Annotated in this window: 32 protein-coding genes; 14 read left to right on the forward strand and 18 right to left on the reverse strand. The window is 68.3% G+C overall.

Annotated features, from left to right (window positions below; all coding sequences use genetic code 11):
- Positions 1-62: 62 nt before the first annotated feature.
- The 3 genes from ACYVO7_RS04470 to ACYVO7_RS04480 all read right to left on the reverse strand — a co-directional run bounded on the left by ACYVO7_RS04470 (position 63) and on the right by ACYVO7_RS04480 (position 1,258).
- Positions 63-428 carry a hypothetical protein gene (locus tag ACYVO7_RS04470; RefSeq protein WP_460448649.1) on the reverse strand — a complete coding sequence of 122 codons (366 nt, stop codon included), beginning with the start codon at positions 426-428 and terminating at the stop codon, positions 63-65.
- Positions 429-465: 37 nt separating this feature from the next.
- Positions 466-624 (reverse strand): DUF3309 family protein, encoded by a 159-nt coding sequence (locus ACYVO7_RS04475; protein WP_406854153.1) that lies wholly within the window; start codon positions 622-624, stop codon positions 466-468.
- A gap of 310 nt (positions 625-934) precedes the next feature.
- A complete protein-coding gene (locus tag ACYVO7_RS04480; protein ID WP_460448650.1) occupies positions 935-1,258 on the reverse strand; it encodes a hypothetical protein in 324 nt (107 codons plus the stop codon).
- Between the two features lie 246 nt (positions 1,259-1,504).
- Between ACYVO7_RS04480 and ACYVO7_RS04485 the strand changes: the two genes are divergently transcribed.
- Positions 1,505-1,993 (forward strand): YciE/YciF ferroxidase family protein, encoded by a 489-nt coding sequence (locus ACYVO7_RS04485; RefSeq protein WP_460448651.1) that lies wholly within the window; start codon positions 1,505-1,507, stop codon positions 1,991-1,993.
- Positions 1,994-2,130: 137 nt separating this feature from the next.
- Here ACYVO7_RS04485 and ACYVO7_RS04490 read toward each other — a convergent pair whose 3' ends face one another.
- A complete protein-coding gene (locus ACYVO7_RS04490) occupies positions 2,131-2,400 on the reverse strand; it encodes a glycine zipper domain-containing protein (RefSeq protein ID WP_406854156.1) in 270 nt (89 codons plus the stop codon).
- Between the two features lie 249 nt (positions 2,401-2,649).
- On the opposite strand from ACYVO7_RS04490, the gene ACYVO7_RS04495 reads away from it, so the two are divergent.
- Positions 2,650-2,934 carry a con-10 family general stress protein gene (locus tag ACYVO7_RS04495; protein ID WP_460448652.1) on the forward strand — a complete coding sequence of 95 codons (285 nt, stop codon included), beginning with the start codon at positions 2,650-2,652 and terminating at the stop codon, positions 2,932-2,934.
- 99 nt (positions 2,935-3,033) lie between these two features.
- Here the strand turns inward: ACYVO7_RS04495 and ACYVO7_RS04500 are convergent, their stop codons facing one another.
- The 5 genes from ACYVO7_RS04500 to ACYVO7_RS04520 form a co-directional block, all read right to left on the reverse strand.
- Positions 3,034-3,720 carry a glycosyltransferase family protein gene (locus tag ACYVO7_RS04500; RefSeq protein ID WP_460448653.1) on the reverse strand — a complete coding sequence of 229 codons (687 nt, stop codon included), beginning with the start codon at positions 3,718-3,720 and terminating at the stop codon, positions 3,034-3,036.
- A 183-nt stretch (positions 3,721-3,903) separates the two neighbouring features.
- Entirely contained in the window at positions 3,904-4,755 is an 852-nt protein-coding gene (locus tag ACYVO7_RS04505) for an SDR family oxidoreductase (RefSeq protein ID WP_460448654.1), read from the reverse strand.
- 65 nt (positions 4,756-4,820) lie between these two features.
- Positions 4,821-5,081 carry a hypothetical protein gene (locus tag ACYVO7_RS04510; RefSeq protein ID WP_460448655.1) on the reverse strand — a complete coding sequence of 87 codons (261 nt, stop codon included), beginning with the start codon at positions 5,079-5,081 and terminating at the stop codon, positions 4,821-4,823.
- A gap of 82 nt (positions 5,082-5,163) precedes the next feature.
- On the reverse strand, positions 5,164-7,329 hold the full coding sequence (locus ACYVO7_RS04515; protein ID WP_460448656.1) for an HWE histidine kinase domain-containing protein: 2,166 nt from the start codon (positions 7,327-7,329) through the stop codon (positions 5,164-5,166).
- A 135-nt stretch (positions 7,330-7,464) separates the two neighbouring features.
- Complete coding sequence (locus ACYVO7_RS04520) at positions 7,465-7,617, reverse strand: hypothetical protein (RefSeq protein ID WP_460448657.1); 153 nt, start codon at positions 7,615-7,617, stop codon at positions 7,465-7,467.
- Positions 7,618-7,793: 176 nt separating this feature from the next.
- On the opposite strand from ACYVO7_RS04520, the gene ACYVO7_RS04525 reads away from it, so the two are divergent.
- The gene (locus ACYVO7_RS04525; protein ID WP_460448658.1) at positions 7,794-8,336 is read left to right on the forward strand and encodes a hypothetical protein; all 543 of its coding nucleotides are present in this window, start codon (positions 7,794-7,796) and stop codon (positions 8,334-8,336) included.
- 69 nt (positions 8,337-8,405) lie between these two features.
- Here the strand turns inward: ACYVO7_RS04525 and ku are convergent, their stop codons facing one another.
- Positions 8,406-9,437, reverse strand: a complete 1,032-nt coding sequence (gene ku / locus ACYVO7_RS04530; protein WP_460448659.1) for a non-homologous end joining protein Ku — start codon at positions 9,435-9,437, stop codon at positions 8,406-8,408.
- Between the two features lie 415 nt (positions 9,438-9,852).
- Between ku and ACYVO7_RS04535 the strand changes: the two genes are divergently transcribed.
- Positions 9,853-10,566 (forward strand): outer membrane protein, encoded by a 714-nt coding sequence (locus ACYVO7_RS04535; RefSeq protein WP_460448660.1) that lies wholly within the window; start codon positions 9,853-9,855, stop codon positions 10,564-10,566.
- 194 nt (positions 10,567-10,760) lie between these two features.
- Here the strand turns inward: ACYVO7_RS04535 and ACYVO7_RS04540 are convergent, their stop codons facing one another.
- The 4 genes from ACYVO7_RS04540 to ACYVO7_RS04555 all read right to left on the reverse strand — a co-directional run bounded on the left by ACYVO7_RS04540 (position 10,761) and on the right by ACYVO7_RS04555 (position 14,029).
- Positions 10,761-11,120: a response regulator gene (locus ACYVO7_RS04540; protein WP_460448661.1), complete on the reverse strand. Its 360-nt coding sequence runs from the start codon at positions 11,118-11,120 to the stop codon at positions 10,761-10,763.
- Between the two features lie 145 nt (positions 11,121-11,265).
- Complete coding sequence (locus ACYVO7_RS04545) at positions 11,266-11,457, reverse strand: hypothetical protein (protein WP_460448662.1); 192 nt, start codon at positions 11,455-11,457, stop codon at positions 11,266-11,268.
- A 32-nt stretch (positions 11,458-11,489) separates the two neighbouring features.
- Positions 11,490-13,619: a hybrid sensor histidine kinase/response regulator gene (locus tag ACYVO7_RS04550; protein WP_460448663.1), complete on the reverse strand. Its 2,130-nt coding sequence runs from the start codon at positions 13,617-13,619 to the stop codon at positions 11,490-11,492.
- A 188-nt stretch (positions 13,620-13,807) separates the two neighbouring features.
- Positions 13,808-14,029 (reverse strand): Rho termination factor N-terminal domain-containing protein, encoded by a 222-nt coding sequence (locus tag ACYVO7_RS04555; RefSeq protein WP_460448664.1) that lies wholly within the window; start codon positions 14,027-14,029, stop codon positions 13,808-13,810.
- A gap of 176 nt (positions 14,030-14,205) precedes the next feature.
- Between ACYVO7_RS04555 and ACYVO7_RS04560 the strand changes: the two genes are divergently transcribed.
- Positions 14,206-16,533, forward strand: a complete 2,328-nt coding sequence (locus ACYVO7_RS04560) for a mechanosensitive ion channel family protein (protein ID WP_460448665.1) — start codon at positions 14,206-14,208, stop codon at positions 16,531-16,533.
- A 275-nt stretch (positions 16,534-16,808) separates the two neighbouring features.
- On the opposite strand, the gene ACYVO7_RS04565 is transcribed toward ACYVO7_RS04560, so the two are convergent.
- Positions 16,809-17,684: a transglutaminase family protein gene (locus ACYVO7_RS04565; protein ID WP_460448666.1), complete on the reverse strand. Its 876-nt coding sequence runs from the start codon at positions 17,682-17,684 to the stop codon at positions 16,809-16,811.
- A 173-nt stretch (positions 17,685-17,857) separates the two neighbouring features.
- On the opposite strand from ACYVO7_RS04565, the gene ACYVO7_RS04570 reads away from it, so the two are divergent.
- From ACYVO7_RS04570 to ACYVO7_RS04580, 3 genes are all read left to right on the forward strand, one after another.
- Positions 17,858-18,136, forward strand: coding sequence for a hypothetical protein (locus ACYVO7_RS04570; protein ID WP_460448667.1), 279 nt, complete (start codon positions 17,858-17,860; stop codon positions 18,134-18,136).
- Positions 18,137-18,399: 263 nt separating this feature from the next.
- Positions 18,400-18,759 carry an ElaB/YgaM/YqjD family protein gene (locus tag ACYVO7_RS04575; RefSeq protein WP_460448668.1) on the forward strand — a complete coding sequence of 120 codons (360 nt, stop codon included), beginning with the start codon at positions 18,400-18,402 and terminating at the stop codon, positions 18,757-18,759.
- Positions 18,759-19,250, forward strand: a complete 492-nt coding sequence (locus ACYVO7_RS04580) for a hypothetical protein (RefSeq protein ID WP_460448669.1) — start codon at positions 18,759-18,761, stop codon at positions 19,248-19,250. The genes ACYVO7_RS04575 and ACYVO7_RS04580 overlap by 1 nt, the downstream gene beginning before the upstream one ends.
- Before the next feature lie 81 nt (positions 19,251-19,331).
- Here ACYVO7_RS04580 and ACYVO7_RS04585 read toward each other — a convergent pair whose 3' ends face one another.
- Complete coding sequence (locus ACYVO7_RS04585; protein ID WP_460448670.1) at positions 19,332-20,135, reverse strand: response regulator; 804 nt, start codon at positions 20,133-20,135, stop codon at positions 19,332-19,334.
- A gap of 216 nt (positions 20,136-20,351) precedes the next feature.
- Here ACYVO7_RS04585 and ACYVO7_RS04590 point away from each other — a divergent pair, with 216 nt between their 5' ends.
- The 6 genes from ACYVO7_RS04590 to ACYVO7_RS04615 all read left to right on the forward strand — a co-directional run bounded on the left by ACYVO7_RS04590 (position 20,352) and on the right by ACYVO7_RS04615 (position 24,359).
- Positions 20,352-20,600 (forward strand): NepR family anti-sigma factor, encoded by a 249-nt coding sequence (locus ACYVO7_RS04590; RefSeq protein WP_406854175.1) that lies wholly within the window; start codon positions 20,352-20,354, stop codon positions 20,598-20,600.
- Positions 20,600-21,169 (forward strand): sigma-70 family RNA polymerase sigma factor, encoded by a 570-nt coding sequence (locus ACYVO7_RS04595; RefSeq protein WP_406854176.1) that lies wholly within the window; start codon positions 20,600-20,602, stop codon positions 21,167-21,169. Before ACYVO7_RS04590 ends, ACYVO7_RS04595 begins: the two co-directional genes overlap by 1 nt.
- 164 nt (positions 21,170-21,333) lie before the next feature.
- Entirely contained in the window at positions 21,334-22,395 is a 1,062-nt protein-coding gene (locus ACYVO7_RS04600; protein WP_460448671.1) for a type III polyketide synthase, read from the forward strand.
- Positions 22,392-22,898 (forward strand): isoprenylcysteine carboxyl methyltransferase family protein, encoded by a 507-nt coding sequence (locus ACYVO7_RS04605; protein WP_460448672.1) that lies wholly within the window; start codon positions 22,392-22,394, stop codon positions 22,896-22,898. Before ACYVO7_RS04600 ends, ACYVO7_RS04605 begins: the two co-directional genes overlap by 4 nt.
- A gap of 103 nt (positions 22,899-23,001) precedes the next feature.
- Positions 23,002-23,871 (forward strand): HD-GYP domain-containing protein, encoded by an 870-nt coding sequence (locus ACYVO7_RS04610; protein WP_460448673.1) that lies wholly within the window; start codon positions 23,002-23,004, stop codon positions 23,869-23,871.
- 155 nt (positions 23,872-24,026) lie between these two features.
- A complete protein-coding gene (locus tag ACYVO7_RS04615; protein ID WP_460448674.1) occupies positions 24,027-24,359 on the forward strand; it encodes a 2Fe-2S iron-sulfur cluster-binding protein in 333 nt (110 codons plus the stop codon).
- A 7-nt stretch (positions 24,360-24,366) separates the two neighbouring features.
- On the opposite strand, the gene ACYVO7_RS04620 is transcribed toward ACYVO7_RS04615, so the two are convergent.
- Both ACYVO7_RS04620 and ACYVO7_RS04625 read right to left on the reverse strand, forming a co-directional pair.
- A complete protein-coding gene (locus tag ACYVO7_RS04620) occupies positions 24,367-25,398 on the reverse strand; it encodes a cysteine synthase A (RefSeq protein ID WP_460448675.1) in 1,032 nt (343 codons plus the stop codon).
- A 176-nt stretch (positions 25,399-25,574) separates the two neighbouring features.
- A complete protein-coding gene (locus ACYVO7_RS04625) occupies positions 25,575-26,327 on the reverse strand; it encodes a MetQ/NlpA family ABC transporter substrate-binding protein (RefSeq protein ID WP_460449120.1) in 753 nt (250 codons plus the stop codon).
- Positions 26,328-26,332: the final 5 nt, after the last annotated feature.

A 26,332-nucleotide genomic window follows, 5' to 3' on the forward strand; every position in this document is an offset into this window, starting at 1 on the left:
GATCAGGAAGCACGCAAAAAGCGCGCGTCACGACGCGCGCTTTTCCATGGTCAGGCAGGTGTTTAGCGCCGCGTGATGATTCCGAAGATCACGCCGGCGATCAGTGCGGTCAGGACGGACGTCACCGGCGTCCGCTTGACCGACTCTTCGAGCTCCGAGCTCAGGGTCTCGAGCCGGGCCTGGGCGTCCTCGGCGATGCCGACCCCGGCCCGCCGGAAGCTTTCGGCCGCGCCCGTGAGCGTCTCCCGCGCCGTTCCGACGGCCTCGCGCACCTTCTCGGCCTGGGCGGAGGTCTGCTCGCGCACGAGCAGCGCCACGGCCTCGCTCAGCTTGGCGATGTCGGACCGCAGCGCGTTCAGGTCCTCCCGGACGGCCTCCGGACTTCCATCGTCGACGCGCGTGGATCCAAAGACGTCGTTCTCAGCCATGAAACTCTCCCATCGGCACGGTTTCCGTTTCGGAACGTCAAAGCCTGCCGGTCAGCAGCAATACGATCACGATCAGAAGAACAACGCCCAGGATGCCGGAAGGTCCATAGCCCCATCCACGGCTATACGGCCAGCTGGGGACAGCGCCGACAAGCAACAGGATGAGGATGATAAGCAGGATCGTGCCGATGGCCATGTTCTGATCTCCCGTTTCGCCGCCGGCTTGAGGTTTCGCCGCGGATTTGAACGGATCGAATTCCCATTCGATCTATCTTGCCGCAACGCTGCAGCCAGCCGGATAGTTCCTCGCGCAGCCGAGCTTCGCGCGCGGGCTCGACCGAAACGGAAACGGGATCCGCAGCGTCGCAGCTGCGGATCCCGTGGCGCGGTCCGATCGGGCGGGAGGGGGCGAAGACGCCCGGACCGTGCCTTGCTACCGTAATGAAGTGGGCTGGCGTGAAGTTCCGGACCCGGGCGGCGGGCGCGCGCTCCGTGCGCCGGCGTCGTCAGCGGTCGTCCAGCGACGCGACCACCCAGCGGTTCCACGGCGAACGCTTGGGACCCGACGCCGCTTCGCCCGACGAGGCGCCGGACGGCCCGGACGACGCTTCCGTCGGGGTGCACATGTCCTTGCTGGCGGCGGGCTTGGCCCGTTGCATCGCGGCGGGCTGGCTCACCGAAACGCGCGTGCTCGCCACGATGAGGCTGGACGACGGCGCGGAGGCGGGAGCGGCCGGCGCATTCTTCACGATGGCGATCACGGGCGGCACGAAGAAGAACGACACGGCCACCGAAAAAGCGAGAGTGGGAAGTATCCGCGATGCGTTCATCTTGCCGCCTCCAGTGAATCTGCCGGGGAACAACGCCGACTGGCAAGCTCGGTTCCCATATGCCTCGGGTTCTTCGGCGCACAAGCCGTAGCTTCCAGTCCCGCCGGCGCGGAGCCATGCCCGGGGGGCGCGGCGCGGGAACGAAGGCCACTAAGCTGGCGTTGCACAGCCTCTGCACGATTCATCGCGCCGGCCGCCGGCCGGACCGCCAGCCGACCTCGCGGTCGAGCCACACAGGAGGCCATCATGGCTGTGAAGACGCTTCAAGACCTGTTCATCCACACGCTGGGCGACATCTACTACGCCGAAAACCAGATCCTGAAGGCCCTGCCCAAGATGGCCGCCGAGGCCACCTCGCAGGAGCTGAAGCAGGCCTTCAACACGCATCTCGAAGAGACCCGCGGCCAGGTCCAGCGGCTGGAGCAGGTGTTCAAGCTCTGCAACGCGCCCGTGAAGGGCGAGCGCTGCGACGCCATCGAGGGCATCATCAAGGAGGCCGACGGCCTGTTGCAGGAGATCGAGGACCCGGAGGTCAAGGACGCCGGCATGCTCGCCGCCGCCCAGGCCGTCGAGCATTACGAGATCTCCCGCTACGGCGCCCTGATCGCCTGGGCCGAGCAGCTCGAGATGGACGAGGTGATCGACCTCCTCGAAGAGACGCTCGACGAGGAGAAGAACGCCGACCGCCTCCTGACCGAGATCGCCGAGGGCGAGGTCAACGAAGAGGCGGCCTGACCGCCTGACGTCGCCGACGCCTGACGAGGCCGGTCCCCCCGGGGGCCGGCCTTTTTCGTGCGGCTCGCCCCTAGGCGCGAAAAAAAGGCCGGCTTCGCGCCGGCCTTTCCAACCCTGATGGGAAGCTCCTGGACCGCTTAGTAGTAGTCGCACACCCGGCGGCCATACGCGTCGTAATAGCAGTCGCGGCCGCGCTGCGGAGTGGTGGCGGCGCCGACGACCGCTCCGCCGGCTGCGCCGATCGCCGCGCCAGCCAGCGCTCCGCTCCCGCGGCCGGTGGCGGCTCCGCCGATGACAGCACCAGCCGCGCCGCCGAGGACGGCGCCCGTCGCGGCGCGGTTACCCTGTTCGGTGGCGCACGCACCGAGCGAAAGCGCAACGGTGGAAATCATCAGGATCTTCTTCATCGCCATCTCCTTGTGGCCGACCTTACGTTTCCGCTCCGGTCCACAAAGACCCTGCGTTCGTCGGCGTTGCGCGGGTCAAACGCATGTCAAGCCACAAAGGTTGCGAGACCGGCTCCACAACCCGCAGCGGAGCAGCGAATTATCCGCTTCCGACAAGCGCTTCGTCCAGCCCCTCCGCGCCTGCCGATCGCGGAACCAACCCTGACCGCCGGCGTTGGAGGACACAAAGCAAATCAGAGGAGCGCAGGAATGCCAGACAAGCAGCAGCGGTCGAACCGGGGCTTCGCTTCGATGGACGAAAGCAAGCAGAGGGACATCGCCCGCAAGGGAGGTGAAAGCGTTCCGAATGAGAAGCGTAGTTTCTCGCGCAACCCGCAGCTGGCGGCTGAGGCCGGGCGTAAAGGCGGTCGCAGCGTGGCGCCTGAGGCTAGAAGCTTCTCACGCGATCCCAAGCTCGCCGCCGAGGCGGGCCGCAAAGGCGGCGAGGCGTCTCACAGCCGTCGCATGAAGGACGCCGAGAGCACCACCCGTTAGGGCCGGCGCCGTCCATCGAATCAGCGCCAGAGGCGTCGGTTCCGCCAGTCGGGATCGACGCCTTTTTCATGGGCTGCTGGCGAGGTGGCTGGCGGGCCGTCAGCCGCCGGCCGCGCTGGAGCGGGAGACGTCGGCCGGTCCGGCCGCCTGCGGGACCCGGCTCCGGATCTCCGAGCGCATCGCGGACCAGAGCCCGTCCCAGCCCTCCGGCGTCGCGCTCGAGAGCGCGATGAGCTTCACGGCCTTGTGCCTGAAGCGCTGCAGTTCGAAAAGCGGCTTGGTCGCCGTGATCACCACGTCCACCCTGCCCAGCACCCGCCGCTCCAGCAGCGGCAGCGTGGCGGGCGCATTCGGGCGCGAGGCGAGATCCTCGACGCAGTCATAGATCCGAAGCTTCGGCGTCACATGCGAGCTGAACGCCATCGCGGCGGGAGAGATCAGCCACAGGATCTCGGCCGGCGACGTCCCGGCCTGGTAGTCGTCGAGCAGCTTGCGCAGCGCGGCGTTGGCCGTGCGGTCGGCGAGGCGCGGCGGCAGATGAGGCTGCAGGATCTCGACGTCGCCGTCGCGCCTGTGCGTGAGCTCGCCCGCGCCCTGCCCGTCGAGAACGGGCTCCTCGAAGACCACCACCCTGTAGTCCGCGGCGGCGCGCGACATCAGCTCGCGCAGGCGCGGATCTTCGTCGGTCCAGCGTCGGTAGGGAAAACACAGCAGCACAGGCTTGTCCTCCTGACGGGACACGCGCGGGGACGACGGGGCGAGCGAGAGAGAGGTCGTGGACGGCATGTGCTGGGGCGACCCTTTCGACGATCTCGCGCCCGCGCAGGCGGGAGGACGCCTTGGCGTGAACGGCCTGCAGGCTGCGCGGCGGGATTGATCAGTGCAAATCGTCGCAGGTGAAACGTTCAAACCCCGGCCGGAGTTCCCTGCCGGGATCAACAAACCTTGCGGGGGCAGCGTCGGAGCGGGTCAGCCATTCACGATCGTTCCGCCGTTGGGATGGATGACCTGGCCTGAGACATAGGACCCGTCCTCGCTCGCCAGGAACACATAGGCCGAGGCGACTTCGCGCGGCTGTCCGGGGCGAGCCATCGGCACGTCGGCCCCGAAGCTCTTGACCTTCTCGGCGTCGAAGGTCGCCGGGATGAGAGGCGTCCAGATGGGACCTGGCGCCACGGCGTTGACCCGGACCCCGTCCTTGGCGAGGGCCATGGAGAGCGACCGCGTGAAGGCGACGATCGCCCCCTTGGTGGAGCTGTAGTCCAGCAGTTGCGGGCTGCCCTTGTAGGCCGTCACCGACGTCGTGTTGATGATGCTGGAGCCCGCCTTGAGATGCGGCCTCGCGGCCTTGGCCATGAAGAAATAGCTGAAGATGTTGGTGCGGAAAGTGCGCTCCAGCTGCTGCTCGGAGATCCCGGTGATGTCCTCGACCTGGTGCTGTTCGGCGGCGTTGTTGACCAGCACGTCGAGGCCGCCGAAAGCGGAGACCGTCTTGTCGACCGCCTCCCGGCAGAGCGCCTCCTGTCCGACGTCGCCTGCGATGGCCAGCCCGCGGGACCCCTCCGCCTCGATCAGGCGGATCGTCTCCTGCGCGTCTTCGTGCTCCTCCTTGTAGACGATCGCGACCGAGGCGCCCTCGCGCGCCATGGCGACCGCGACCGCGCGGCCGATGCCGCTGTCTCCTCCCGTGATCACGACGGACTTGCCGGCGAGCCGCCCCGCTCCCGGGAATTTGGGAGCGTAGTCCGGCTTCGGGTTCATCTCGCTCTCGTGGCCGGGCTGGCTCTTCTGATGCTGGGGCGGGAGCGTCTGGTCTGGCATGGGGTGGTCCGTTCCTGATGGCTGGCGTGGTTCTGGGCCCGCGTCCGCAGCCCGTGCGTCGGCGATCAGCCGTCGGCGTCCTGGGCCAGGCCCGTGCCGATCAGGCCGCAAACCGCAAGGCCGCTCGAGACGCTGGCGATGAGCGCCAGCGCCGCGCCGGGCGTGTCGCTGGTCATGACGAGGCGGCCGAGCCCCTGGGCGTCCAAACCGACGAGAGCCGCGGTGAAGCCCGCCCCGAGCGCGAAGCCGCCCGCGAGGTTGAACATGAGGAAGCGCGGCCACTCCGTCAGGCGGCGCGCCGCGGCAAGGTCTACAGAGCGTTTCATCCGCTGGGTTTCCGCCGTCGCGTGGCTGACCAACGGGGGCCATGCGGGTTCGTTCCCGGCGGCGCGGAACGGAGCGGAGCTTTCAGCCGGCCCAGACTTTTGGGGCGCTAGGCTCGGCGCCGAGGGGCCGGATGTGGGACGCCGGAATGTCGATCGTCCAGCTGAACCCGCTAGGATCATAAGCCAGCTGGGCGCGTCCGTTCAGGGCCCGCGGCACGAGCCGCTCGATCACGGCGTGCCCGAAGCCCTTGTGCCGCGGCGGCTCCACCCGGGGCCCGTTCCGCTCGCGCCAGGTGAACACGAAGCGGCCGTCGGCCTCGGGCCCCGCGGACCATGCGATCTCGATCGAGCCGCCGGGCGTCGAGAGCGCGCCGTATTTGGCGGAGTTGGTCGACAGCTCGTGCAGCGCCAGGCCGATGTTCTGGGCCGCCTCGGGCTCGAACCGCACGTCCTCGCCGGTCAGCCGGATGCGCGACCCGATCAGGTCGCGCCAGTGGCTGAGCTGGGTGCGGACGAGCTCCGAAACGGACGCGCCCTGCCAGTTCTCGTTGACGAGGATGTCGAGCGAACTCGCAAGGCCCTGCAGCCGCCCGGAGAAGCGGGCCTCGAAGTCGCGGGCGGACACGCTGGTCGTGAGCGTCTGCCGGGCCATCGCCTGCACGACGGCCAGCAGGTTCTTGGTGCGGTGGGTGAGCTCCCTCAGGAGGATGCGGTTGTGGGTCTCGCGCTGGCGCCGGTCCGTGACGTCGACGCTGGCGCCCAGGATCCCGACGATGCCCCCCTTGGCGTCCCGCTGCGGCTCCACCCGGACGAGCTGCCAGGTCTCGACGCCTCCGACCGCCACCCTGAACTCGCCGGCGGCGGGTTCGCCCAGGTCGAGCACCCCCTGCTTCAATTCGGTGAGCTTGCGGGACAGGTCGGCCGGAAAGACGTCCGCATCCGTCCGGCCGACGAAGTCGGCGGCGATGCGGCCGTGGAAGTCGCGGCTCATCCACGAATAGCGAAGGTCCGGACCCTGGGCGAAGACCGTGATGTCGGCGCCCTTGAGGGCGACCTGGAAGCGCTGGACGGTGGTGCGCAGCTCGTCGCTCACTTGCGCCAGCTGCTGCTGCACCTGCCGCTCGCCGGTGAGATCGATGATCGCCCCGATGAGTCCGGTGAGCGCGCCGGCCTCGTCCACGACGGGTTCTGTCCTGACCCGGAACCACCGGCGCCCGCCGGACACGTCGACGCTGTACTGGTAGTCCCGGGCCTTGCCGGTCTCGAGCACGGACGTCTTGGCCGGGATCACGATGGCGGCCACCTCGGGAGGCAGGAAGTCCTCCTCGCGGGACCCGATGATCTTCTCCCGGGCGTAGCCGAAGACGTCGCGGCTGATCCACGTGAAGATCCTGTTGATGTCCTGCGTGAAGACGACGACGTCCGCCGCCCGCAGGGCGACCTCGAAGCGCTGCACCGTTCCGGCGAGCTCGCGCGTGCGGATCGAGACGTCTTCCTCCAGCCGCTCATTGGCTTCCCGCAGCCCCTCGCGGTTGCGGGCGGCGTCGCCCAGGGCGCGGTAGGTGCTGATGATCTGGTGAACCCCGAACAGCAGGATCGCCAGCGCGGCGAGGCCGCTGAGAAAGAGCTGCCGGCGGGCCGCGCTGCGGTAGCCCTGCTCCAGGCGCGCGATGTCGGACCGGTTGCTGGCGATGAACGCCAGGACGCTGGACCGAAGTTCGGCCTCCTCGGCGCGGCCCGAAGCCTGGCGCAGCTCCGTCGCGGCCTGCTCGCGCTCCCCGGCCTGGGCGAGGCGCACCAGCCTGTCGGCCTCGGCGAGCCGGCGCTCCAGCAACGAGCCGATGCGCGCGAGCGTGTCCTTTTGACCCGGGTCCGCCCGCGCCTTCAGCGTCGCAAGCGCGGCGTTGGCCTGCGGCGCGAGATCCCGGATGCGGAGCGCCTGGGCGTCGTCGCCCAGCATGATCGCGGATGTCTCGGCGCTGGTGATGGCCGCGAAGGTCGATTCGAGCTGGTAGGCGTTCTCGCGGATCTCCGCGGCGCGCATGCTCAAGGTCGCGATGCGATCGGTGTTGATGACGGCCAGCATGGCGGCGACGGCCGCCGCGACCAGGACGGCGACGGCCAGGATGGCGACCCGCCCTCCCCGGTGGAACGTCGGCGCGGCCCGGCCGGCCCCGGCCCATCGTTCCGCACGAGCCGAATCTGACGGCTCCGCAGGCGCCGCTGGGTCTCCTCCCGATCGCTGCATGTCTGCTTTTGCCCCGACCCGAGCGCAATGCGTCCGTCCGGCGACGTGGCCGCCAGACGCCTGAACGCGCCGTTCAGCGAAAAGGTTCCGCTTCCGCTTGGGTGCTTCTTCGATGATGTCGGCCTCTGCCCGGGATCAGCGCCCCACGGTGAAGTAAAGGACGACGCCGGCCAGGATCGCGAGGCCGAGGCCCATGCTGAGGACGTACCGGACATTGTGGCCCGTCACGCCCTGCCGGGCGCGCGTTTCGTTCCTGCGGGTCGGCTCGTCCGGCAGCTGGTCTGACATCAGGATCTCCAGGCTTCGGGCGAACGGCACCCACGCGGTCATCCTGCGAAACGTCCACACGAGCGAGGGGGTTCCGTAGCGGGCGCAACGAACGGATGTCGGGAACGGATCGAAGTGGAACACGTTTGTCCCTCGCCAGCCCATGCCGTCACGGTGTCGAGCGTTTCGAGGTCTCCATGTCGATCCATGCCTTTCCTCCTGGCGTACGCATCCTGCTGCCGGCCGACGCGCTCTTCGTCATCGACGTGCTGCGTCGGTTCGAGCGCTTCCGCCACGGCTATGACCAGAAGCATCTCGACGCCGCCGCGGCCTCCATCCGGGAGCGGCTGGGCGACGGGGCCGTCGACGGCCTGATGTCCGACGCGCTGCTTCTCGACAACGAGCTGCGCCTGCGGACCAGCGGCGCCTTCGAATGCATGCCGGAGGGCGCGCCTTCGGCGACCGAGCACGAGCTTCTCCTGATCCGGATGATCGCCTGCATGCAGGCCGGCGAGTTCAAGGCGGCGGCGGGGCACGCCACCCAGTTGGAGATCGTCCAGAGCCGCGCGCTCTTGATGCTGGTGAACAAGATCGCCGCCCGGCTGGCCGACCATGGCCTGCGCCTGGACCGCGGCGTGCTGGAGCCGAGCTGGTCCCTCCCCCACGCGCCGCCGCCGCGCGGGTCGGCCGGAAGGGCGCCGGGCCTGCGGATCGTGGCGTCGGCCAGCACGCTGGGCTGAATGCCGAGTTCCCGAACGAAAAAGGCCGGAGGTCCTCGCTCCGGCCTTTTCGATTCCGACGCCGGGGCGTCAGGCGCTCTTGCGCCCGCGCGTCGGCTTCGCCCCGCCGGACGGCGCTGGCTTGCCTTTCGCGGCTGAAGACCGTGCGGCCTCGTCCTTGGCCTTGCCGGGCGCCTTGGCGACGGGCTTGCTGGGCGCAAGAGGCTTCGCCCCTGCGGCCGCAGGGGCCTTCGCGGCGGGAGCCTTGCCCTGCGCCTTGGCCGGCGCCTTCCTGGCGGCGGCCGGTTCCGGCGCGGCGGCCGCCCGCTCCGGCGGCTTGCGCTCGTCGGCCGCGAGGCTCTTGCGCAGCGCGTCCATGAGGTTGACCACGTTGCTCGGCTTGGGCTGGGCCGCCGCCGCGGGCGCGGCCCGTCCTCCCTGCTTGGCCTTCACCAGGTCGACGAGCGCGTTCTCGTAACGGTCTTCGAACTTCGACGGATCGAAGGAGCCCTTCATCCGGCCGATGATATGGCCGGCGAGGTCCAGCATGTCCGGCGGGATCGCGATGTCGGGGATGTCCTCGAAATAGGCGTCCGGCGTTCGAACCTCGTAGGGGTAGCGCAGCGTCGCCGCGAACAGCCCCTTGCCGCGGGGCTCCAGCATGACGATGCGCTCGCGCCGGTAGAGGACCACGCGCGCGATGCCGACCACGTCGTGCTCGCGCATGGCCTCGCGGATCACCGCAAAGGCCTCCTGGGCGACCCTGTCGTCCGGCGCGAGGTAATAGGGCGCATCGACATAGAGCTCGTCGATCTCGGACCGCGGGACGAAGGATTCGATGTCGATCGTATGGCTGCTCTCGATCGCGATTGCGTCGATGTCCTCGTCCTCGATGATGAGGTAGTCGCCCTTGGCGACCTCGTATCCCTTGGCCTGGTTCTCCGTCTCCACCACGTCGCCCGTGTCGGGGTCGAACATCTGGCGCCGCAGGCGGTTGCCCGTCGCGCGATTGACGGTGTGGAAGGCGACCCGGGCCGAGGCCGTCGAGGCGGGATAGAGCGCGACGGCGCAGGAGACGAGGGAAAGCTTGAGGTATCCCTTCCAATTGGCACGCGGCGCCATGACTCAACTCCTGCGCGGCGAACCACGCTCGCCGGACTCTCGAACGTGAGTCGTCCGGGACTCGTTCCACGACACTGATTCATTCGTGATGCAACGTCGGACGACATTATCGCAAACATTAATCAAGAACCCCTCCGAGGCTCCTGCGAGGCTGCCCAGCATTCGCCACATTCAGGCCGATATCCTGCCATCCCGCAAAGTCAACGCTTGGTTAACGCGAAGCTCAAGCCGCCCTGTTTCCATCGGAAACACGGGACGTTGCTGGCAACGACCGTTACTGGAAAACCACACAACGCTCGTTCAACGTCTTCAGACCCCTTCCGGGGCGCAACCTGAATTGAACAGCACCGTTGTGGCGGGTACAGTCTGACAGGCTCAAGCCTCGAGACTCACTCCTCGATAAGGATGCGAAATAATGATCCGTAATCTTCTCCTCGCTGCCACGGCGCTGACCGTGATGTCGGCAACGGCTTCTGCGGCCGACCTGCCGACCTCGAAGGGCGCCCCGATCGCCCCGATCGTCTACGCTCCCGTGTTCACCTGGACCGGCTTCTACGTCGGCCTGAATGCCGGTTACGGCTGGCAGGAGAGCCGCTCGGTCACCTTCTACAGCACCACGACCGGCGCGAACCTCGCCACGTTCAGCAATGGCAGCGACGGCGGCTTCGTCGGCGGCGGCCAGATCGGCTACAACATGCAGTTCGGCCAGTTCGTCGCTGGCGTCGAGGCTGACATCCAGTACGCCGACCTCGGCGGCAACAACAACGGCTTCGCCCCCTACTACTTCGGCGGCAACGGCAACAACGGTAACTACTTCGGCACCGTTCGCGGCCGTCTCGGCTTCGCGTTCGACCGCGCCCTCATCTACGTGACGGGCGGTCTGGCTTACGGCGACGTCGGCTCGAACGTGTTCAGCAACAGCGACACCCGCGCCGGCTGGACCGTCGGCGGTGGTCTCGAGTACGCCTTCACCCCGAACTGGACGGCCAAGATCGAAGGCCTCTACGTCAACATCGATCGCGGCAACAACAATGGCGGCGTTCTCCTCGCCGTTCCGGGCGTTGCGGTTGCGACCAACAAGAACAACGACTTCGGCGTTGTTCGCGTGGGCGTGAACTACAAGTTCTAATCCTCAGCTCACTCTGAGGCTTGACGGCCCGGCGGATCGTTCCGCCGGGCCTTTTTCGTTGTGGGACGGGCGAAAGCCGCGCCCAGTCCGGCATAGGCATGGCGAAGCCCGCCCCGGACAGGCGGTCGCTCCGCTGTCCTGCGCGTTCCTGACGCCCTGTCTGGAGGCGTGGAGGCCCCGTTCGACCTCGAGGCTCAGCCCTTGCGGGCGACCGCCATCAACCGGTCGATCGTGGATTGCAGCTCGGCGACCTGGAACGGCTTGCCGAGATGCGCGGTCGGCGGCTCCGGAGTGATCGGCTGCGGCCCCTGGCCGGTGTGCCCGGTGGCGAAGATGATCGGCAGGGCGGGGGAACCGGTGCGCATCGTCTCGGCGAGATTGTGCCCGGAGATGTCCGGCAGCCCCACATCGGTGATGACGAGGTCGATGTCGTCATGCTCGCCGAACAGGGTCAGCGCCTGGTCGCCGTTCAGCGCCTCGAGCGGCCGGTGGCCGAGCTCCTCGAGCATGTCCACGAGCGTGAGCGCGATCAGCGGCTCATCCTCGACCAGCAATATTTTCAAAGACGCCCCGCCCAACCCGGATGATCCTCAGCAAGAGTCACGGGCGTGATGACGTGAACCCGACGCCCGTTGACCGAGACTATCCCGTCGATTGCAGCGTTTCCAGCGTTCGATGGAGTACCGAACCGTACTCAGCTCAAGAATGCTTCGTCTTGGTCGACGGCCGATGCTCGTCCGGGGCGGTCGAACGGGGCGCATTGACCGGCGTGTGGTCGTCGGGCCGCGCTTCAGCGGTCTGTTCAGTCGTGCTTCCGGGCTGGCCCGGACGCCTGGCCGGCGCGCCCTTCAGTTTGCGGCGGGCGTCCTCGTCATTGTTCTGGGTGGTCATCGCTGGCTCCGTTGTGGAGTGAAACGGACCGGCTAGCCCAGGGTTCCTTCCGGCTCGCGCAGAACGGCGTCGACGCGCGTGACGAGCTGGGCGACCGTGTAGGGTTTCGGCAGGGGATCGAGGTCCGGATCGCCCGGCCCCGCGCCGTCGCGCAGATTGGCGTAGCCGGTGGTGAGCAGGATCCTGATCCGGGGGTGGCTGGCGGCGACATGGCGCGCCAGAGCGCGCCCGTCCATGCCGGGCAACCCGATGTCGCTGAACAGCAGCGAAACGGATGGGCTCTCGTCGAGCATCCGGCTGGCCTCCTCGGCGTCGCCGGCCTCGATGACGTGGTGGCCCAGCTCCCGGAGCGCCTCGACCGCGAAGCGCCGCACCTCGGCCTGGTCCTCGACGACGAGGATGGTGGATGTCGGAGCGGACGGCGGCGCGTGGACGGCCTCGGGGCCGGACGTGGACGGCGCCTCCAGGCTGGGCGGGGCGAGCGGCAGCAGCATGCTGATCGTGGCGCCGCGGCCCGGTTCGCTGGTCAGGAGCACATAGCCGCCCGACTGCTTGATGAATCCATAGACCTGCGACAGGCCGAGGCCGGTGCCCTGCCCGTGCGGCTTGGTGGTGAAGAAGGGCTCGAACACCTTATCCTGCAGCTCGGCCGGGATGCCGGAGCCGGTGTCGGACACGCTCACGGCCACATAGGACCCGGGAGGAGCCGCGCCGCCCTCGACCTCGATGTCGACCCGCCGCGTCGAGACCACGAGCTCGCCGCCCTGCGGCATCGCGTCCCGCGCGTTCACGGCAAGATTCAGGATCGCGCTCTCCAGCTGGTTCGGATCGACGTCGACCGCCGGGAGATCCGGTTCGGTCCTGGTCTGCACCGAGATTTTCTCGCCCAGCGTGCGGTGCACGAGCTCGGTCATCCCTCGCACGAGCTGGTTGAGGTCCACGCGACGTGGCTCCAGAGGTTGCCGGCGCGAGAAGGCCAGCAGCCGCTGCGTCAGCATCGCCGCGCGCAGGGCGCCCTCCTTGGCCAGCAGAGCGGACCGGCGCGCCCGCGCGTCGTCGGGGCCGAGGCGCCGCAGCAGCATATCCAGGTTGCCGATGACGACCGTCAGCAGATTGTTGAAGTCATGCGCGATGCCGCCGGTCAGGCGCCCGACGGCCTCCATCTTCTGGCTCTGGCGAAGGGCGTCCTCGGCCTGCTCCCGCCGCCTGGCCTCCTGGCGAAGCTTGCCGAGGGTCGCGTTCTCCCGCCGGGCCTGTCGGTAGGCCGAGACGCTCAACAGGAACAGCGCCATCGCGCTGGGAGCGCCGAAGGCGAGATAGCTCAGCATCGTCGCCCGCCACGCCCGGACCACCGAGGACCAGGGAAGGCCCGCCGTCACATAGATCGGGTACTCCGGCACGCTCCGATAGGCGACCAGCCGTCTCTCCCCGTCGAAGTTCGACGTGCCGAAATAGAGCCCCGAACCGGGTCGCTCGGCGATTTCCCTCTCCAGCCCGGTCGCGCGTTGGCGGGCCCCCAGAAGCTCAGCCATGGAGGTCGGATAGCGCACCAGGGCTACGCCGTCGTTTCGGAACAGTCCCATGGTGTAGCCGGCCCCGGCCGTGACCCTGCCGTGGAACGCGCGGAAATATTCCGGCTCCACCGACACCGCGGTGACCCCTCGAAAGCGCCCGCCCGGGTCCTCGCGACGCCAGGCGAGCTGGAAGAAGACGGATCCCGTCGCTTTGCCCTGGAGAAGCTGGCTCACATGCGGGGGGGCGCCGGGCTGCAGCTGCGTCTGGAAATAGGCGCGGTCGCTGACGTTCAGGCCGGCCGGCACGGGACTGGCGCTCAGGAGCGGCTGACCCGACGCGTCGATGACCCATGTGTTGGTGATCTGCGGCAGGCCGGCGACCAGCCTGGCGAGCTGCAGCCGCAACTCGGCCTCGCGCGTCTGGATCTCCTCGTCCGTCAGCCCCCGGATGACCTCGTTCGTGTAGGTCGCGACGAGCTTGTGGGTGTCGAAGGTCTTGATCGCATGCTCGTAGACGAGATCGAGCGTCTGCAGCAGCCCCCGGCGAGCCGTCCGGACCTCCGTCCGATAGGACACGTGGCCCAGAACCGCCAGGAGGACCACCGGCGCGAGGACGGAGAGGACGACGAGAAGGCGAAGCGCGCGCATGCGTCAGACAGGCCTGCTGCGCCGCAACGAAGCGCCCGGCCTCAACACATCCGCGGTGCCATCCCGATACGCCAACCGCCAGAACGCTCCCAAGCAGGCGACTCGCCTGTCGCCCGCAGGACGCGAGTGTTCACGGTTTCAACCGCAACGGGAAGTCGCACTTCTCCTTACGGAGCGATCCGTTCGGCTCAGCGCAAAGCGTGGGGGCGAGGCCGAAACGCCGCGTCGAGCACATGCTGCAGCACGTAGAACTGGCGCAGGCTCTCCACCAGTTCCTCCTTGTCCATCGAACTGGCGCCCGCGACGCCCAGTTCTCGGGCGTAGGACCGCAGATCTTCGGTGATGGGGTCCATCGCCTGGGCGGGGTGCGCCTCTCCGGCGGAGACGCTCGGGGGTCTGACGTGACGCATGGGGAACGCAACTCCAGGTCCGGCGCATCGCGGCTCGGACGATCATCTTTGGCCGACGAAACGTCCTATGAAGAGAACGGTTCCTGCCGTCCCCGGAACCGCCGGCCCGGAACTCCGCCGCCAGGCAGGCGTTGGACTGATCGTTTCCGCGCGGAGCCTTGCCTTGAGCATTTCAGATGAGTGACCCGGTCCGGCCGACGCGCCGGCTGGCGGGCTTCGCCGCGCTGGCGCTGGCGTCGCTGCTCCTGGCGGCGGCCCCGTGGGCGTCCGCTCTCGCGGCGTCGTCGCCAAGCAGCTCGGCCCTGGTCCCGTTCTCGCTCAACTCCGGCAAGAAAGACGGCGACGCCAAGGCCGTTCCTCCCGACGATCCCGCCAAGGTGCCGGACTTCGTCAGCCGCCTCGACGACCGGCAGGCCCGGGCGCTGCTCCTGGACACGTTGAGCGGAAAGCCCAAGGGCGAGGAGGCGCGGGACCGCGACACCGTCAGCGACATCTTCGGGAGCGTGCTCGCCGCCGCCCGGCAATATGCGGCGCGGATCGTCACGGTGGCGCAGGCCTGGCCGCAGCTGCTCACGCTGGACGAGCGGCTCACCGACTATCTCGGCACGACGCGGCCCGGCCTGGTGGCGCTCCTGGGATGGATCGCGCTGTCCTTCCTCGCCGCCGGAGCGGTGGAATATCTGGTCCGCCTGCTGTTCGAACGCCTGCTGGCGCGGCGGCGGCGCCTGCGCGGCCTCCCCGCTCCGCCCCAGACCCTGCGTCACGGCGGCAGGCTGGGGGTGCGATGCGTCGGACTGGCCTCCTTCATGGCGGTGTCGTCCGGCCTGATCCTGGCGGCTCCGCACGCGATGTCGTCCGTCCAGCAGGACTTCGCGCTCTCGATCGCGGCCGGGGCGCTGCTGGTGCGCCTCGCCGATACGCTGGCCTATCTGTGCATCGCCTATTTGGTGCCGCCTTCGGAGCGCGCCCATCGCCGCGTGCCGCGCAACGCCGTCCGGCTCGCCGTCGTCAGCACCCATGCGACCATCATCATGGGCGCGCTCATCCTAACGGATCTGCGCGGCGCGGGCGTCGCCTTCGAGGCGAGGCTGATCGTGGGCCTCGCGCTCTGGTGCGTGCTGGGGCTGTGCGTCTTCGCCGGCCTCGGCCGCCTGAAGGCGATCACGGCCGAGCCGAGTCTGGACGGCCCGCTCGCCCGCGAGGGCGTGATCTTCCGGTGGCTGCGCCTGCACTGGTACGGCCTCGCCCGGGCCGTGGTCGGCGCGGTCTGGCTGTTCACGGTCCTCGCGGCCCTGGAAGCCGGGCCGATGGCGTTCGAGGCCGGCGTTCTGAGCCTGTTCGTCGTCGCCTATACGCCCGCGGCCGTGCGCCTGCTGACGCTGGTGCTGCGCCGCAGCTTCGCCCGGCAGCGAGGCCATGACGAGAAGTCGGATCCGCCCTGGATCACCAGCATCGTGCGCTGCGCCCGGATCCTGGCGACTGTCGCGGCGCTCTATGGGCTGGGGCGCGTCTGGGGCCTCGACGTCTTCGCTTATGCGAGCGATCGACTGGGCGAGAGCGTCGCCCGCATGGTCATCGACGTCGCCATCATCCTCCTGCTCGCCTATGTGGTCTGGGAGATCATCCGAGCCATCATCCGCAGCGAATCCGCCGGCGACCCGGTCGACCCGGACGAGCCCGAGATCTCGTTCGAGGAAGGCAGCATGAAGCCGCAGACGCGGATGCAGACCTTCCTGCCCCTCGTCGAGAAGTTCCTCTTCGTCCTCGTGCTCATCGTCGCCGGCATGATGATCCTGAAGACGCTGGGCGTGGACACCGGCCCGCTCCTCGCCGGCGCCGGGATCATCGGCATCGCCATCGGCTTCGGCGCCCAGACGCTCGTCAAGGACATCGTGTCGGGCATCTTCTTCCTGTTCGACGACGCGTTCCGGCTCGGGGAATATGTCGAGATCGACCAGACCCGCGGCACCGTCGAGGGCATCTCGATCCGCAGCCTGCGCATCCGCCACCACCGCGGCGCGGTCCACACCGTGCCGTTCGGCACGATCCAGCGCCTCACCAACTACAGCCGCGACTGGATCATCCTGAAGCTGGAGTTCCTGCTGGCCTTCGAAACCGACCTGAAGAAGGTCAAGAAGATCGTCAAGGACATCGGCAAGGAGCTGATGGAGGACGAGGAGTATGGCCAGCACTTCCTCGAACCGGTGAAATCGCAAGGCGTGCGCCGGATGGAGCAGATCGGCATGGTCATCGGCGTGAAGTTCATGGCCAAGCCGGGCGAGCAGTTCATCCTGCGCCGCGAGGTCTATCAGCGGGTCCGCGACGCCTTCGAGAAGAACGGCATCGCCTTCGCCCGTCCGCAGGTCGTCGTGCAGGTGCCCAACGCCAAGATGTCGCCGGAGGAATCGGAGGCCATCGCGGCGGCCGCCGCGGAGGCCGCAGACATGCCCCCGCCTCCTCCGCAGGAGCTGAAGCAGGGCGGCGGCGCCAAGAAGGCCAGCTAGGCCGGCGCGTCGGCCGCGGCGGGAACGCCGTCGCGGCTGGCGCGTTCGCCCCCGGCACATGGAGGACACGGATGCCGAATGAACCCGCGCCGCAGCCAGGGCCGACGCCGACGCCCCCGACCCCGGCTCCCGGACCGTCGCCCGGCATTCCGCCGAACCAGCCGGACATTCCGGATCCGACACCCGGGCCGGACATTCCGTCCCCGGGGCCGATTCCCGGCATGCCGCCCGCAGGCGACCCGCTGCCTCCCGGGCCGCAGGCCTGACCTGCCCGATCAGCGCCGGGTCGTCACGTCCACGTCCACCTTCATGCCGGTGAAGTCGCCCGATCGGCCCGTGAACGCGCCGCTGATCGGGATCGCCTGGCTGGGATCGCGGGTCACGGCGATGCGCAGCAGCGCATCGGACCCGATGATGCCATTCGTCGGGTCATACTCGATCCACCCCGCGCCGGGCAGATAGGCCTCGACCCAGGCATGCGTCGCGCCGGCGCCCTGGACGCCGTGCGGCCCGCCGTCGAGGGCGGGATCGTAGAGATAGCCGGACACGAAGCGGGCCGCGACGCCCAGGCTGCGCAGGGCCTCGATCATCAGCAGCGCGAAATCCCGGCATGTCCCCGATCCGAGCTCCAGCGTCTCCTGCGGCGTCTGGGTGCCCTCCTCGTTGCGCACGCCATAGCCGAAATGCTGGCGAATGGAGGAGTTGATCGACGACACCAGCTCCAGCGTATCCATCGGCTGGGCGGTGACGAACGCTTTCGCCCAGGCCGCGAGCGCGCCTTTCGGGTCGGGATAGTGCAGGTCCACGAGCCGCCCGAGATCCTGCCTGTCCTCCGAGGAGTAGATGAAAGGGTAGACCCGCGCTTCGGGCGTCACCTCGACCCGGCGCGGATCGCCTGGATAGCGCTCGATCTGGAGGGTGCTTTCGATGCTGAGCTCCGTCGTAGGCTCGTCGAAGCGGGCCAGGGCGATCGAATTGCCGAACACGTCGTGCATCCATCGCAGCGTCGCCTTCGGCGAGATCGACAGGTCCGCCTTGACCAGGCGCAGATCGTGGCTGTCGCGCGGCCTCAGCATCATGCGGTGCTCCCCCAAACGGACCGGGTTCGCATAGGTGTAGGTGGTGGTGTGGCGCACCGTGAGGTGAATCACGCAGGGCTCGCTGACGTTGGAGAGGCGCAGGCCAACACCTGGCCGTGCGGTCAGGTTCCAGGATCGCGGCAGGCATGCGTCGGGCTGGAACTGCGCGACCGCTTCCGACGTTAGAGCGCATCCGCGTGAGCGCGGTGCGAAAAGGGCGTCAATCGTCCTGGGAGGCGGGCTGCATGAGTACAGAGACGCTGGTGTCGCACGACGCCCCGACGCCCGTTCCCGCCGCCCTGCGCAACAGGAGCGAATTCCTCGAGGAGCTCGCGCGCCGCGGAGCGCGCTCTCCCGATCTCCTCGGCGCCTTCGAGGACATGGTCAGCTTGGTCGGCTGCCTGATGGCGCTGGACGACGATGCGGAGCCGGACCGTTGGCGGCGCGAACGCGAGGGCTATGACGCCCTGGCGCGGGCGAGGCGCTCTCTCCACCGCTGCGCGATGAGCCGAGGGCTGGTCTGAATTCAAGATTTTCGGCGCGCCTGGGAACTTCTCCGCAGGCGACGCGTTTGGGCTGGGAGCGTCGACGCGACGGGACGAATGCCCCCTCTTCCCCTCGAGCCGACGCCTCCTGAAACCCGCAACGACCCCGTCGTTGCGGGTTTTTCTTTGCTGTGCGGCACGCTGCGGCGGAACGTGGGAACCGTCCGTTCCACGCTCGCGTTGCGGCTTCAAGTCCCAGGGTATGCGCCCCGGCCTGCGCCCGCGCGGCGTCAGCGTGAATTGTGAAGGAGTTCCATCCCATGCTTGGCAGTCAGGACCGGATGTCCGACGTTCGCGAGGATCTGACGAACGTCCGCAACGACCTTGCGCGGCTCGCCGACACCGTCTCCCGGATGGTGTTGCATCGGTCCCGCGACGCGCAGGGATCGGTCCGCGGCGCCGTCGACCAGGCGCGCGAGCAAGTTTATGGCCGCGCCGAGGACATCACCAAGGCCGGCGCGATGCTGACCAGCGAGGCGCGCGACCGGCTGCTGGACTACAATGCGGAGTTTGAAAACCGCATCGAGCGCAACCCGATCAGGGCGGTGCTGATCGCGGCCGGGATCGGCCTGGTCCTTGGTCTCCTGAGCCGTTCACGCTGATGATCCAGATGCTCGCTCAGCTCAAGGACAGCGCCCTGCGCCCTGTCCGCACGATGGTCAGCAATCTCGTCGAGGACGTGATCGAGATCGCCCTGATCGTCATCCTGGCTCTGATCGCCGCCGGGTTCGGCGTCGGCGCGCTCTATATCTGGTTCGCCGACCGCTACGGGTCATTGCACGCGGCAGGATACATGGCCGGGATCTTCGCGGGCCTCGCCGTGCTGGTCGTGATCATCCGTTTGATCACCAGTTCGGCGCGCCGGAAGAAAGCGGAGCGCGAGCGGCAGCGTCTGGCCGACCAGGCGAGCCGGGCGGCCGGATCGGCGCTCGACGTGACCGCGCTGCTCAGGACCATGGGCGTGGGCGGGACCAAGGACCGGATGGCGGCCGGGCTCGCACAGTCGATCACGAGCCGGGTCAGCCCCTGGACGCTGGTCGGGCTGTCCGTGCTGGCCGGCTTCGTGGGCGGGCGGGTTCTCGACAAGGACTGAATGGGCGCGACGACGTCGCCAGCGAAAAGGCCGCGCAACGGGTGCGCGGCCTTTTCGATTCAGGACGAAGGCGTCGGGCGTTCAGCCCACCGCCGACTTCGACTTGCGGTGCGATTTCTGGTCGAAGAACAGCGCCTGGCTGATCACGGCCTTGACGGTCTCGACCCGGAACGGCTTGGTGACCAGGAACGCCGGCTCCGGCCGCTCGCCCGTGAGGAAGCGCTCCGGATAGGCGGTGATGAAGATGACCGGAACCTCGAAGCTCTCCAGGATGTCGTTCACGGCGTCGAGCCCCGACGAGCCGTCGGCCAGCTGAATGTCGGCCAGCACCAGGCCCGGCTGCTGCCGGCGGACCGCCTCGACCGCCTCGTTGCGCGTGCGGGCGACGTCGATCACCCGATGGCCGAGACCCTCGACGAGCGCCTCGAGATCCATCGCGATGATCGGCTCGTCCTCGATGATGAGCACGTCGGTCGCCATCTGCTGGGCGATTTCGCGGCCGGCTTCGTCGATGAGAGTGGAGACCTCGTCCGGCGTGCGGCCCATGGCGCCGGCGATCTGGTCGTGCGTGAAGCCTTCGACCGAGCTCAGCAGGAACGCCACCCGCGCGGGGGGCGTGAGCGCAGCGAGATTGCGGGTCATCCCTCCGGTGGTCAGAGGCGAATCGGTCATCTGATTGACCGCGATGGATCCCCAGACCTTCAGGAAGGCGCGATAGAGCGCCACGCGTGGCTCCATCTCACGATCGAAGGAGCCTGGATCCGCGATCAGCGCTTCGAGGGTCGCGACCGCATAGGCGTCGCCGCCCTGCTGAGTCCCCGTCAGCGCGCGCGCGAAGCGGCGCAGATAGGGCAGATGCGGTGCGATCGCCTGAGCAATTGACATGGGCGAGCCTTACAGCTTGAGAAGACATTGAGGAGGCGAGCGGTCAGCCATTCCGAGGCAAGCCGAACCTTGACCTCACGGTAACGACATTCCCCCGTAAAAGTTCCGAGCGAGCCCCGGAACCGGGCGGCTCAAGGGACGTTAGTCCCCCGGGCCCCACGCCCGAGGTCGCTCTTCCCCCTATGTAATGCCGCGATCCGCGATGTGGAGGCCTGGATGGACGAGAAGAAGCGCCGGCGACGGGATCGTACAGGGACCAGCATGGATCAGCAGATGGGTGTGTCGGGCGATGCGTCTGTTTCGCCGCAGGGTGGAGCTTTGGATCCCGACGTCAACGCGCAGATCGGACGTCAGCTCCGGTCCATCTACGAATCCGTCGTGAACCAGCCCGTGCCGGACCGTTTCCTGGAGCTTCTCAACCAGCTGGACGTCAAAACCGGGGGAGAGAAGAAGGAAGCCGAGTGATGGACGACGCAGGCCGCCGAATGAAGGACGACCTGCTCGGCGCCGTCCCGGCGCTACGAGCCTTCGCCATGTCGCTATGCGGCAATCCCGACCGGGCCGACGATCTCGTCCAGGAAACCCTGTTGAAGGCGTGGGGCAACCGAAACTCGTTCACGCCGGGCACCAACGTCTCGGCCTGGCTCTTCACCATCCTGCGCAACGTCTTCTACTCCGAGCACCGCAAGCGGCGCCGCGAGGTGGAGGACGCCGACGGCCAGATGGCGGCCAGGCTGGCGACCCATCCCGCCCAGGACGGGCACATGGACCTGGCGGACTTCAACACCGCGCTCCAGAAGCTGCTCCCCGACCAGCGCGAGGCGCTGATCCTGATCGGCGGGTCGGGCCTCTCCTACGAGGAGGCGGCGCAGATCTGCGGCTGCGCGGTGGGCACGATCAAGAGCCGCGTCAACAGGGCGCGGAACCGACTGGCCGAACTGCTCTCCGTGAACACGGTGGGAGACTTTGGACCGGATTCGCGCTGGCGCCCGGCGCTCAGCCAGTACACCCGGGCGGGCACCGAGGACCGGTGACGTCCGCCGCCGGCGCGCCAGGGGCGAAGCCGGCCTTCTGTCGCGCCAAGATGCGGCATGACCGCGCGCGCGCTCGCAAAGGTGATGCGACTTTGAGCCTCGCACGTTCGTAAGGTGCCGATGACGCGGCCAGCGTCGTCCCTTTCGAATGTCGAGGCCGTTGCATGACCGCTCATTTGTCCCCTCGCCTTTTGTCCGTCGCGACGGCGTCGCCTCCCCACGTGCTCCACCAGAGCGAGGTGACGATGAGGGCGCGGGACATCTTCGGGCGTCGCAAGGGCGAGTTCGACCGCATCGCGCCCGTCTTCGAGAACGCCGGCATCCGCACGCGCCGCTCGGTCCAGCCGATCGCCTGGTACTCCGAGCCCGCCGGATGGCCCGAGCGGACGCGCGCCTACCTGGAGGGCGGCTGCGACCTCTTCATCGCCGCGGCGCAAAACGCTCTCGACAAGGCGGGCCTGCAGGCGTCGGACGTGGACACGGTGGTGACGGTCTCGTCCACCGGGATCGCGACGCCCAGCCTGGAGGCCCGTGCCGCCGAGCGCCTCGGCCTCAGGCCGGACGTCGCGCGCATCCCGGTGTTCGGGCTGGGATGCGCGGGCGGCGTCACCGGGCTGGGCCTCGCGGCCAAGCTCGCCAGGGCGACCCCGGGCAGCCTCGTGCTGCTGGTCTGCGTAGAGCTCTGCACCCTGTCCTTCCGCGGCGAAGCGTTCTCGAAAGCCAACATCGTCGCCACCGCCCTGTTCGGAGACGGCGCCGCGGCGGCGCTCCTGCGCGCCGGCGACAGCGAGGGCGCGGTCGAGATCACCGGCTCGGCCGAACACCAGTGGCCCGGGACGCTCGACATCATGGGATGGGACGTCGGCGCGGAGGGGCTGGGCGTGGTCTTCGCCAAGTCCATCCCGCCCTTCGCCGAGGAGCATCTCGGCGCCGCCATGGAAGGCCTGCTGGCCCGCATGGGCCTGGCCCGCGAGGACGTGGGGCGCTTCGCCTGCCACCCCGGCGGCGCGAAAGTGATCACGGCTTTGGAGCGCTCGCTCGGCCTGCCGCAGGGCGAACTCGACGTCGAGCGCGAGGTGTTGTCGGAGTTCGGCAACATGAGCGCCCCCACCGCGCTCTTCGTCCTCGACCGTGTCCTGGAGCGGCCGGGACCGGACGTCACGGTGCTCACCGCCATGGGGCCGGGCTTCACGGCCTCGGCCTGCGCGCTGGCGAGGGTGGCGTGACCTCCGCGACGGTCCTGCTGCTCGCGCTCACCGGCCAGCGACTGGCCGAACTCGCCTGGGGGCGCAGCAACACGACCCGGCTGATCGCCCGGGGGGCGCTGGAACTGGCCCCGGGGCACTATCCCCTGATCGTCGCCTTCCATGCGGCGTGGCTCGCCGGACTGTGGCTGATGGGGCGCGACCAGCCGATCTGGACGCCCGCGGCGGCGGCCTTCGCGGCGCTGCAGGGCCTGCGGCTCTGGGTGCTGGCGACGCTCGGTCGCCGCTGGACCACGCGCATCCTGGTCGTCCCCGGCGAAAGCCTGGTGAGACGCGGCCCCTATCGCCTGTTCAAGCACCCCAACTACATGATCGTCGCGGCGGAGATCGCCGTCGCGCCGCTGGCGCTGCACATGCCGGTCTACGCCGCCGTCGCGAGCGTCATCCATGCGGGCGTGCTCGCCATTCGGATCCGCGAAGAAAACATGGCTCTTGCAAGTTTCACGCGCGCTAATACTGTTTGATACTTAAGGTAGAAAAGACGCGCAGCAGTCGGCCCGTTCGATCTGTAACGTTATATCATGGTTTGTTAGCATGCTGCGCCTCAGCTTCAGCTGGCGCCCTTTCATGCAACGTTTCAAATCCAGCTCTTCGACCATGACGCGCGCCGCCCCAGACGGCCAGCCCGTGGGGAAGGTGTCCAGCGCCGGAACGCCATGGTCCGTCGCGCCGCGGTCGAGCGCCTCGCTGCTCTGCACCGTCGTCGGTCCACCGGCTGTGGCCGCGGCTGCGGAGAAGTCGCCCTCTGCGGCGCCGAGCGGCGCGAGGTTCGGCGGCGAGGACGTGCTGCGCCGCTGCCTCTCAGGCGGCGCGATCGCCTCCGTGACGGAGATCGAGGAGGCCAACGCCAAGCTGTTTCAGGACATCCGGCGGACCGGCGTGGCGGACTGGGTCGAAAGCGTCCGCCGCCATCACGACGGCACCTTCCAGCACTGCATGCTGGTGAACGGCCTCGTTGCGGCGTTCGTGGACCGCCTGGGATTTTCGCGCCGCGACGTGGCCCGGGCCATGCTGGCCGCCACCCTGCACGACATCGGCAAGGCCAGGACCCCCGTCCACATCCTGGACAGCCCCCTGAAGCTCACGCCCGAGGAGTTCGCCGTCATGCAGCGGCATCCCACCGACGCCATCGAGATGCTGGCCGAGGGCGATCCGCTCGATCCGGCGGTGCTGGACGCCATCGAGCATCACCACGAGTATCTCGACGGCTCGGGCTACCCGCATGGCCTCTGCGGGTCGCAGGTGCTCGACCTCACCCGGCTGCTCACGATCAGCGACATCTTCGCGGCTCTTTCAGAGCGGCGGTCCTATAAGCCCCCGATGGCGCCCGACGAGGCGTTCAGGGTGCTCGAAGACATGGGGCCGAAGCTCGACCAGGCTCTGGTCAAGGCGTTCCGTCCCATTTCCGAGATGCTGCCGCCGTCCACAAACACGTGATTCATCTGTAAAACAAAAATTTCCACAGAGCATGATTGAAATTACCTCGCCCATGCTGCATGGTGCCGGAACGCTCCGGTCGTTGCGCCGGATCAATGCTGACCATTGCGCGTTCGTGGTTGAACCGAAGCGCCGGCGTCGAGGATTGAACGGGCATGCACATCAAGGTCGTCGATCACCATGGAACGGAGCACACGCTCGAAGCCCTCGACGGCTGGCGGGTGATGGAGGTGATCCGAGACTGGGACGTCGGCATCAAGGCCGAATGCGGAGGCGCCTGCGCCTGCGCGACGTGCCATGTCTATGTCGACCCGGAGTGGTTGGACCGGCTGGCGCCGCCCAACGACGAGGAAGTCGACCGGCTGGACGACGCGCCGCTCGTGGAGGCCAATTCCCGCCTCTCGTGCCAGATCCTCATGAGCGAGGACCTGGACGGATTGAGGCTGCGCCTGGCGCCCGGTTCGGAACCGGAGGCGGTCGCGGCCTGAGGGCCGGCTAGACCAGCGGCGCCGTCACGCGAGACGCCATTTCGAGCCAATGCGGCGTCGGCAGGCCCTTCGTCTTCAGGAAGGCCGGGTTGAACAGCTTCGACTGATAGCGGGTCCCATAGTCGCACAGGATCGTCACGATGGTCTTGCCGGGGCCCAGCCGCTCGGCCAGACGGATCGCGCCCGCGACGTTCACGCCCGACGATCCGCCGAGGCACAGCCCCTCATGCTCCAGCAGGTCGAACACGATCGGAATGGCCTCCTCGTCGGGGATCTGGAACGCCGCGTCGACGGGCGCGCCCTCGAGATTGGCCGTGATCCTGCCCTGCCCGATCCCTTCCGTGATGGACGAGCCGGAGGATTTCAGCTCTCCGTGCTCGTAGAAATTGTAGAGCGCCGCGCCCATCGGGTCGGCGAGCCCGATCTGGATCGCCGGGTTGCGCTCCTTGAGCGCCATCCCGGTCCCGGCGAGCGTGCCCCCGGTGCCCACCGCGCAGATGAAGCCGTCGACCTTGCCGTCGGTCTGGGCCCAGATCTCCGGCCCGGTCGTCTCGATATGGGCCTGGCGATTGGCGAGGTTGTCGAACTGGTTGGCCCAGATCGCGCCGTTCGGATCCGAGGCGTTGAGCTGCTCGGCCAGCCGGCCCGACACCTTCACGTAGTTGTTGGGATTGGCGTAGGGCGCGGCCGGCACTTCGACCAGATCCGCGCCGGCCAGCCGCAGCATGTCCTTCTTCTCCTGGGACTGCGTCTCGGGGATCACGATGACCGTCTTGAAGCCGAGCGCGTTGGCGACCAGGGCGAGCCCGATGCCGGTGTTGCCGGCGGTGCCTTCCACGATCGTCCCGCCCGGCCGCAGGGCGCCCCTGCGCACCGCATCCTGGATGATGAAGAGCGCGGCGCGGTCCTTCACCGACTGGCCGGGGTTCATGAACTCCGCCTTGCCCAGGATGCGGCAGCCGGTCCGTTCGGAGGCTCGCTTGAGTTCGATGAGGGGAGTGTCGCCAATGGCGTCGACGACGCCTGAACGGATGGACATGGTCGCGCCTTTACGCCTGTTCGGCCAGGAAGCCGACGAGGGGCGGCACTATAGGCCGGGCGCCGCCGGGATCAACCCAAACGCGTGGGCCGCCGCAGAATGGTCCGTTTCACGTCCAAGGCCGGAAAAAGGCGGCCCGGCCCCCGCGAGAGCCGGGCGTTTCGGCGGTCAGGCGCTCACCAGCTCGTCAGCACCGCGCCCTTGAACTTGGTCTCGATGAAGGCCTTCACCTCGGGGGTGCGATAGGCGTCGACCAGGTCCTTGACCCAGGGCTTGTCCTTGTCGACGGCCCGAACGGCGATCACGTTGACATAGGGTCCCTTGGGCTCCTCCAGCAGGATCGCGTCGCGCTGCGGGCTCAGGCCGGCGGGCTCGGCGTAGTTGGTGTTGACCGCCGCCGCGTCCACGTCGTCCAGGGTGCGCGGGGCCTGGGCCGCGTCGATCTCGATGAATTTCAGCTTGCGCGGGTTCTCGACGATGTCGAGAACGGTGGGCTTGAAGCCGACGCCCTGCTTGAGCTTGATCACGCCCTTGTCCTGCAGCAGCAACAAGGTGCGCCCGCCATTGGTCGGATCGTTCTGGATCGCCACCGCGCCGCCTGCCGGGATCTGATCGAAGCTCTTGTGCTTCTTCGAGTAGATGCCCATCGGGAAATTGACCGTCGTGGCGACGCTCACGAGCTTGTAGCCGCGGTCCTTCACCTGATTGTCGAGATAGGGCTGGTGCTGGAACGAGTTGGCGTCGAGTTCGCCGGCGTCGAGCGCCTGGTTGGGCACCACATAGTCCGAGAACTCCTGGATCCTGAGGTCGACGCCCTTCTTGGCCAGCACCGGCTTGACCGCCTCGAGGATCTGGGCGTGCGGCCCGGGCGTGGCGCCGATACGGACAACCTGGTCGGCGCGCGCGGCGGCGGATCCGAGCAGGGACAATGCGA

Source organism: Alsobacter sp. SYSU BS001988 (assembly GCF_054796215.1).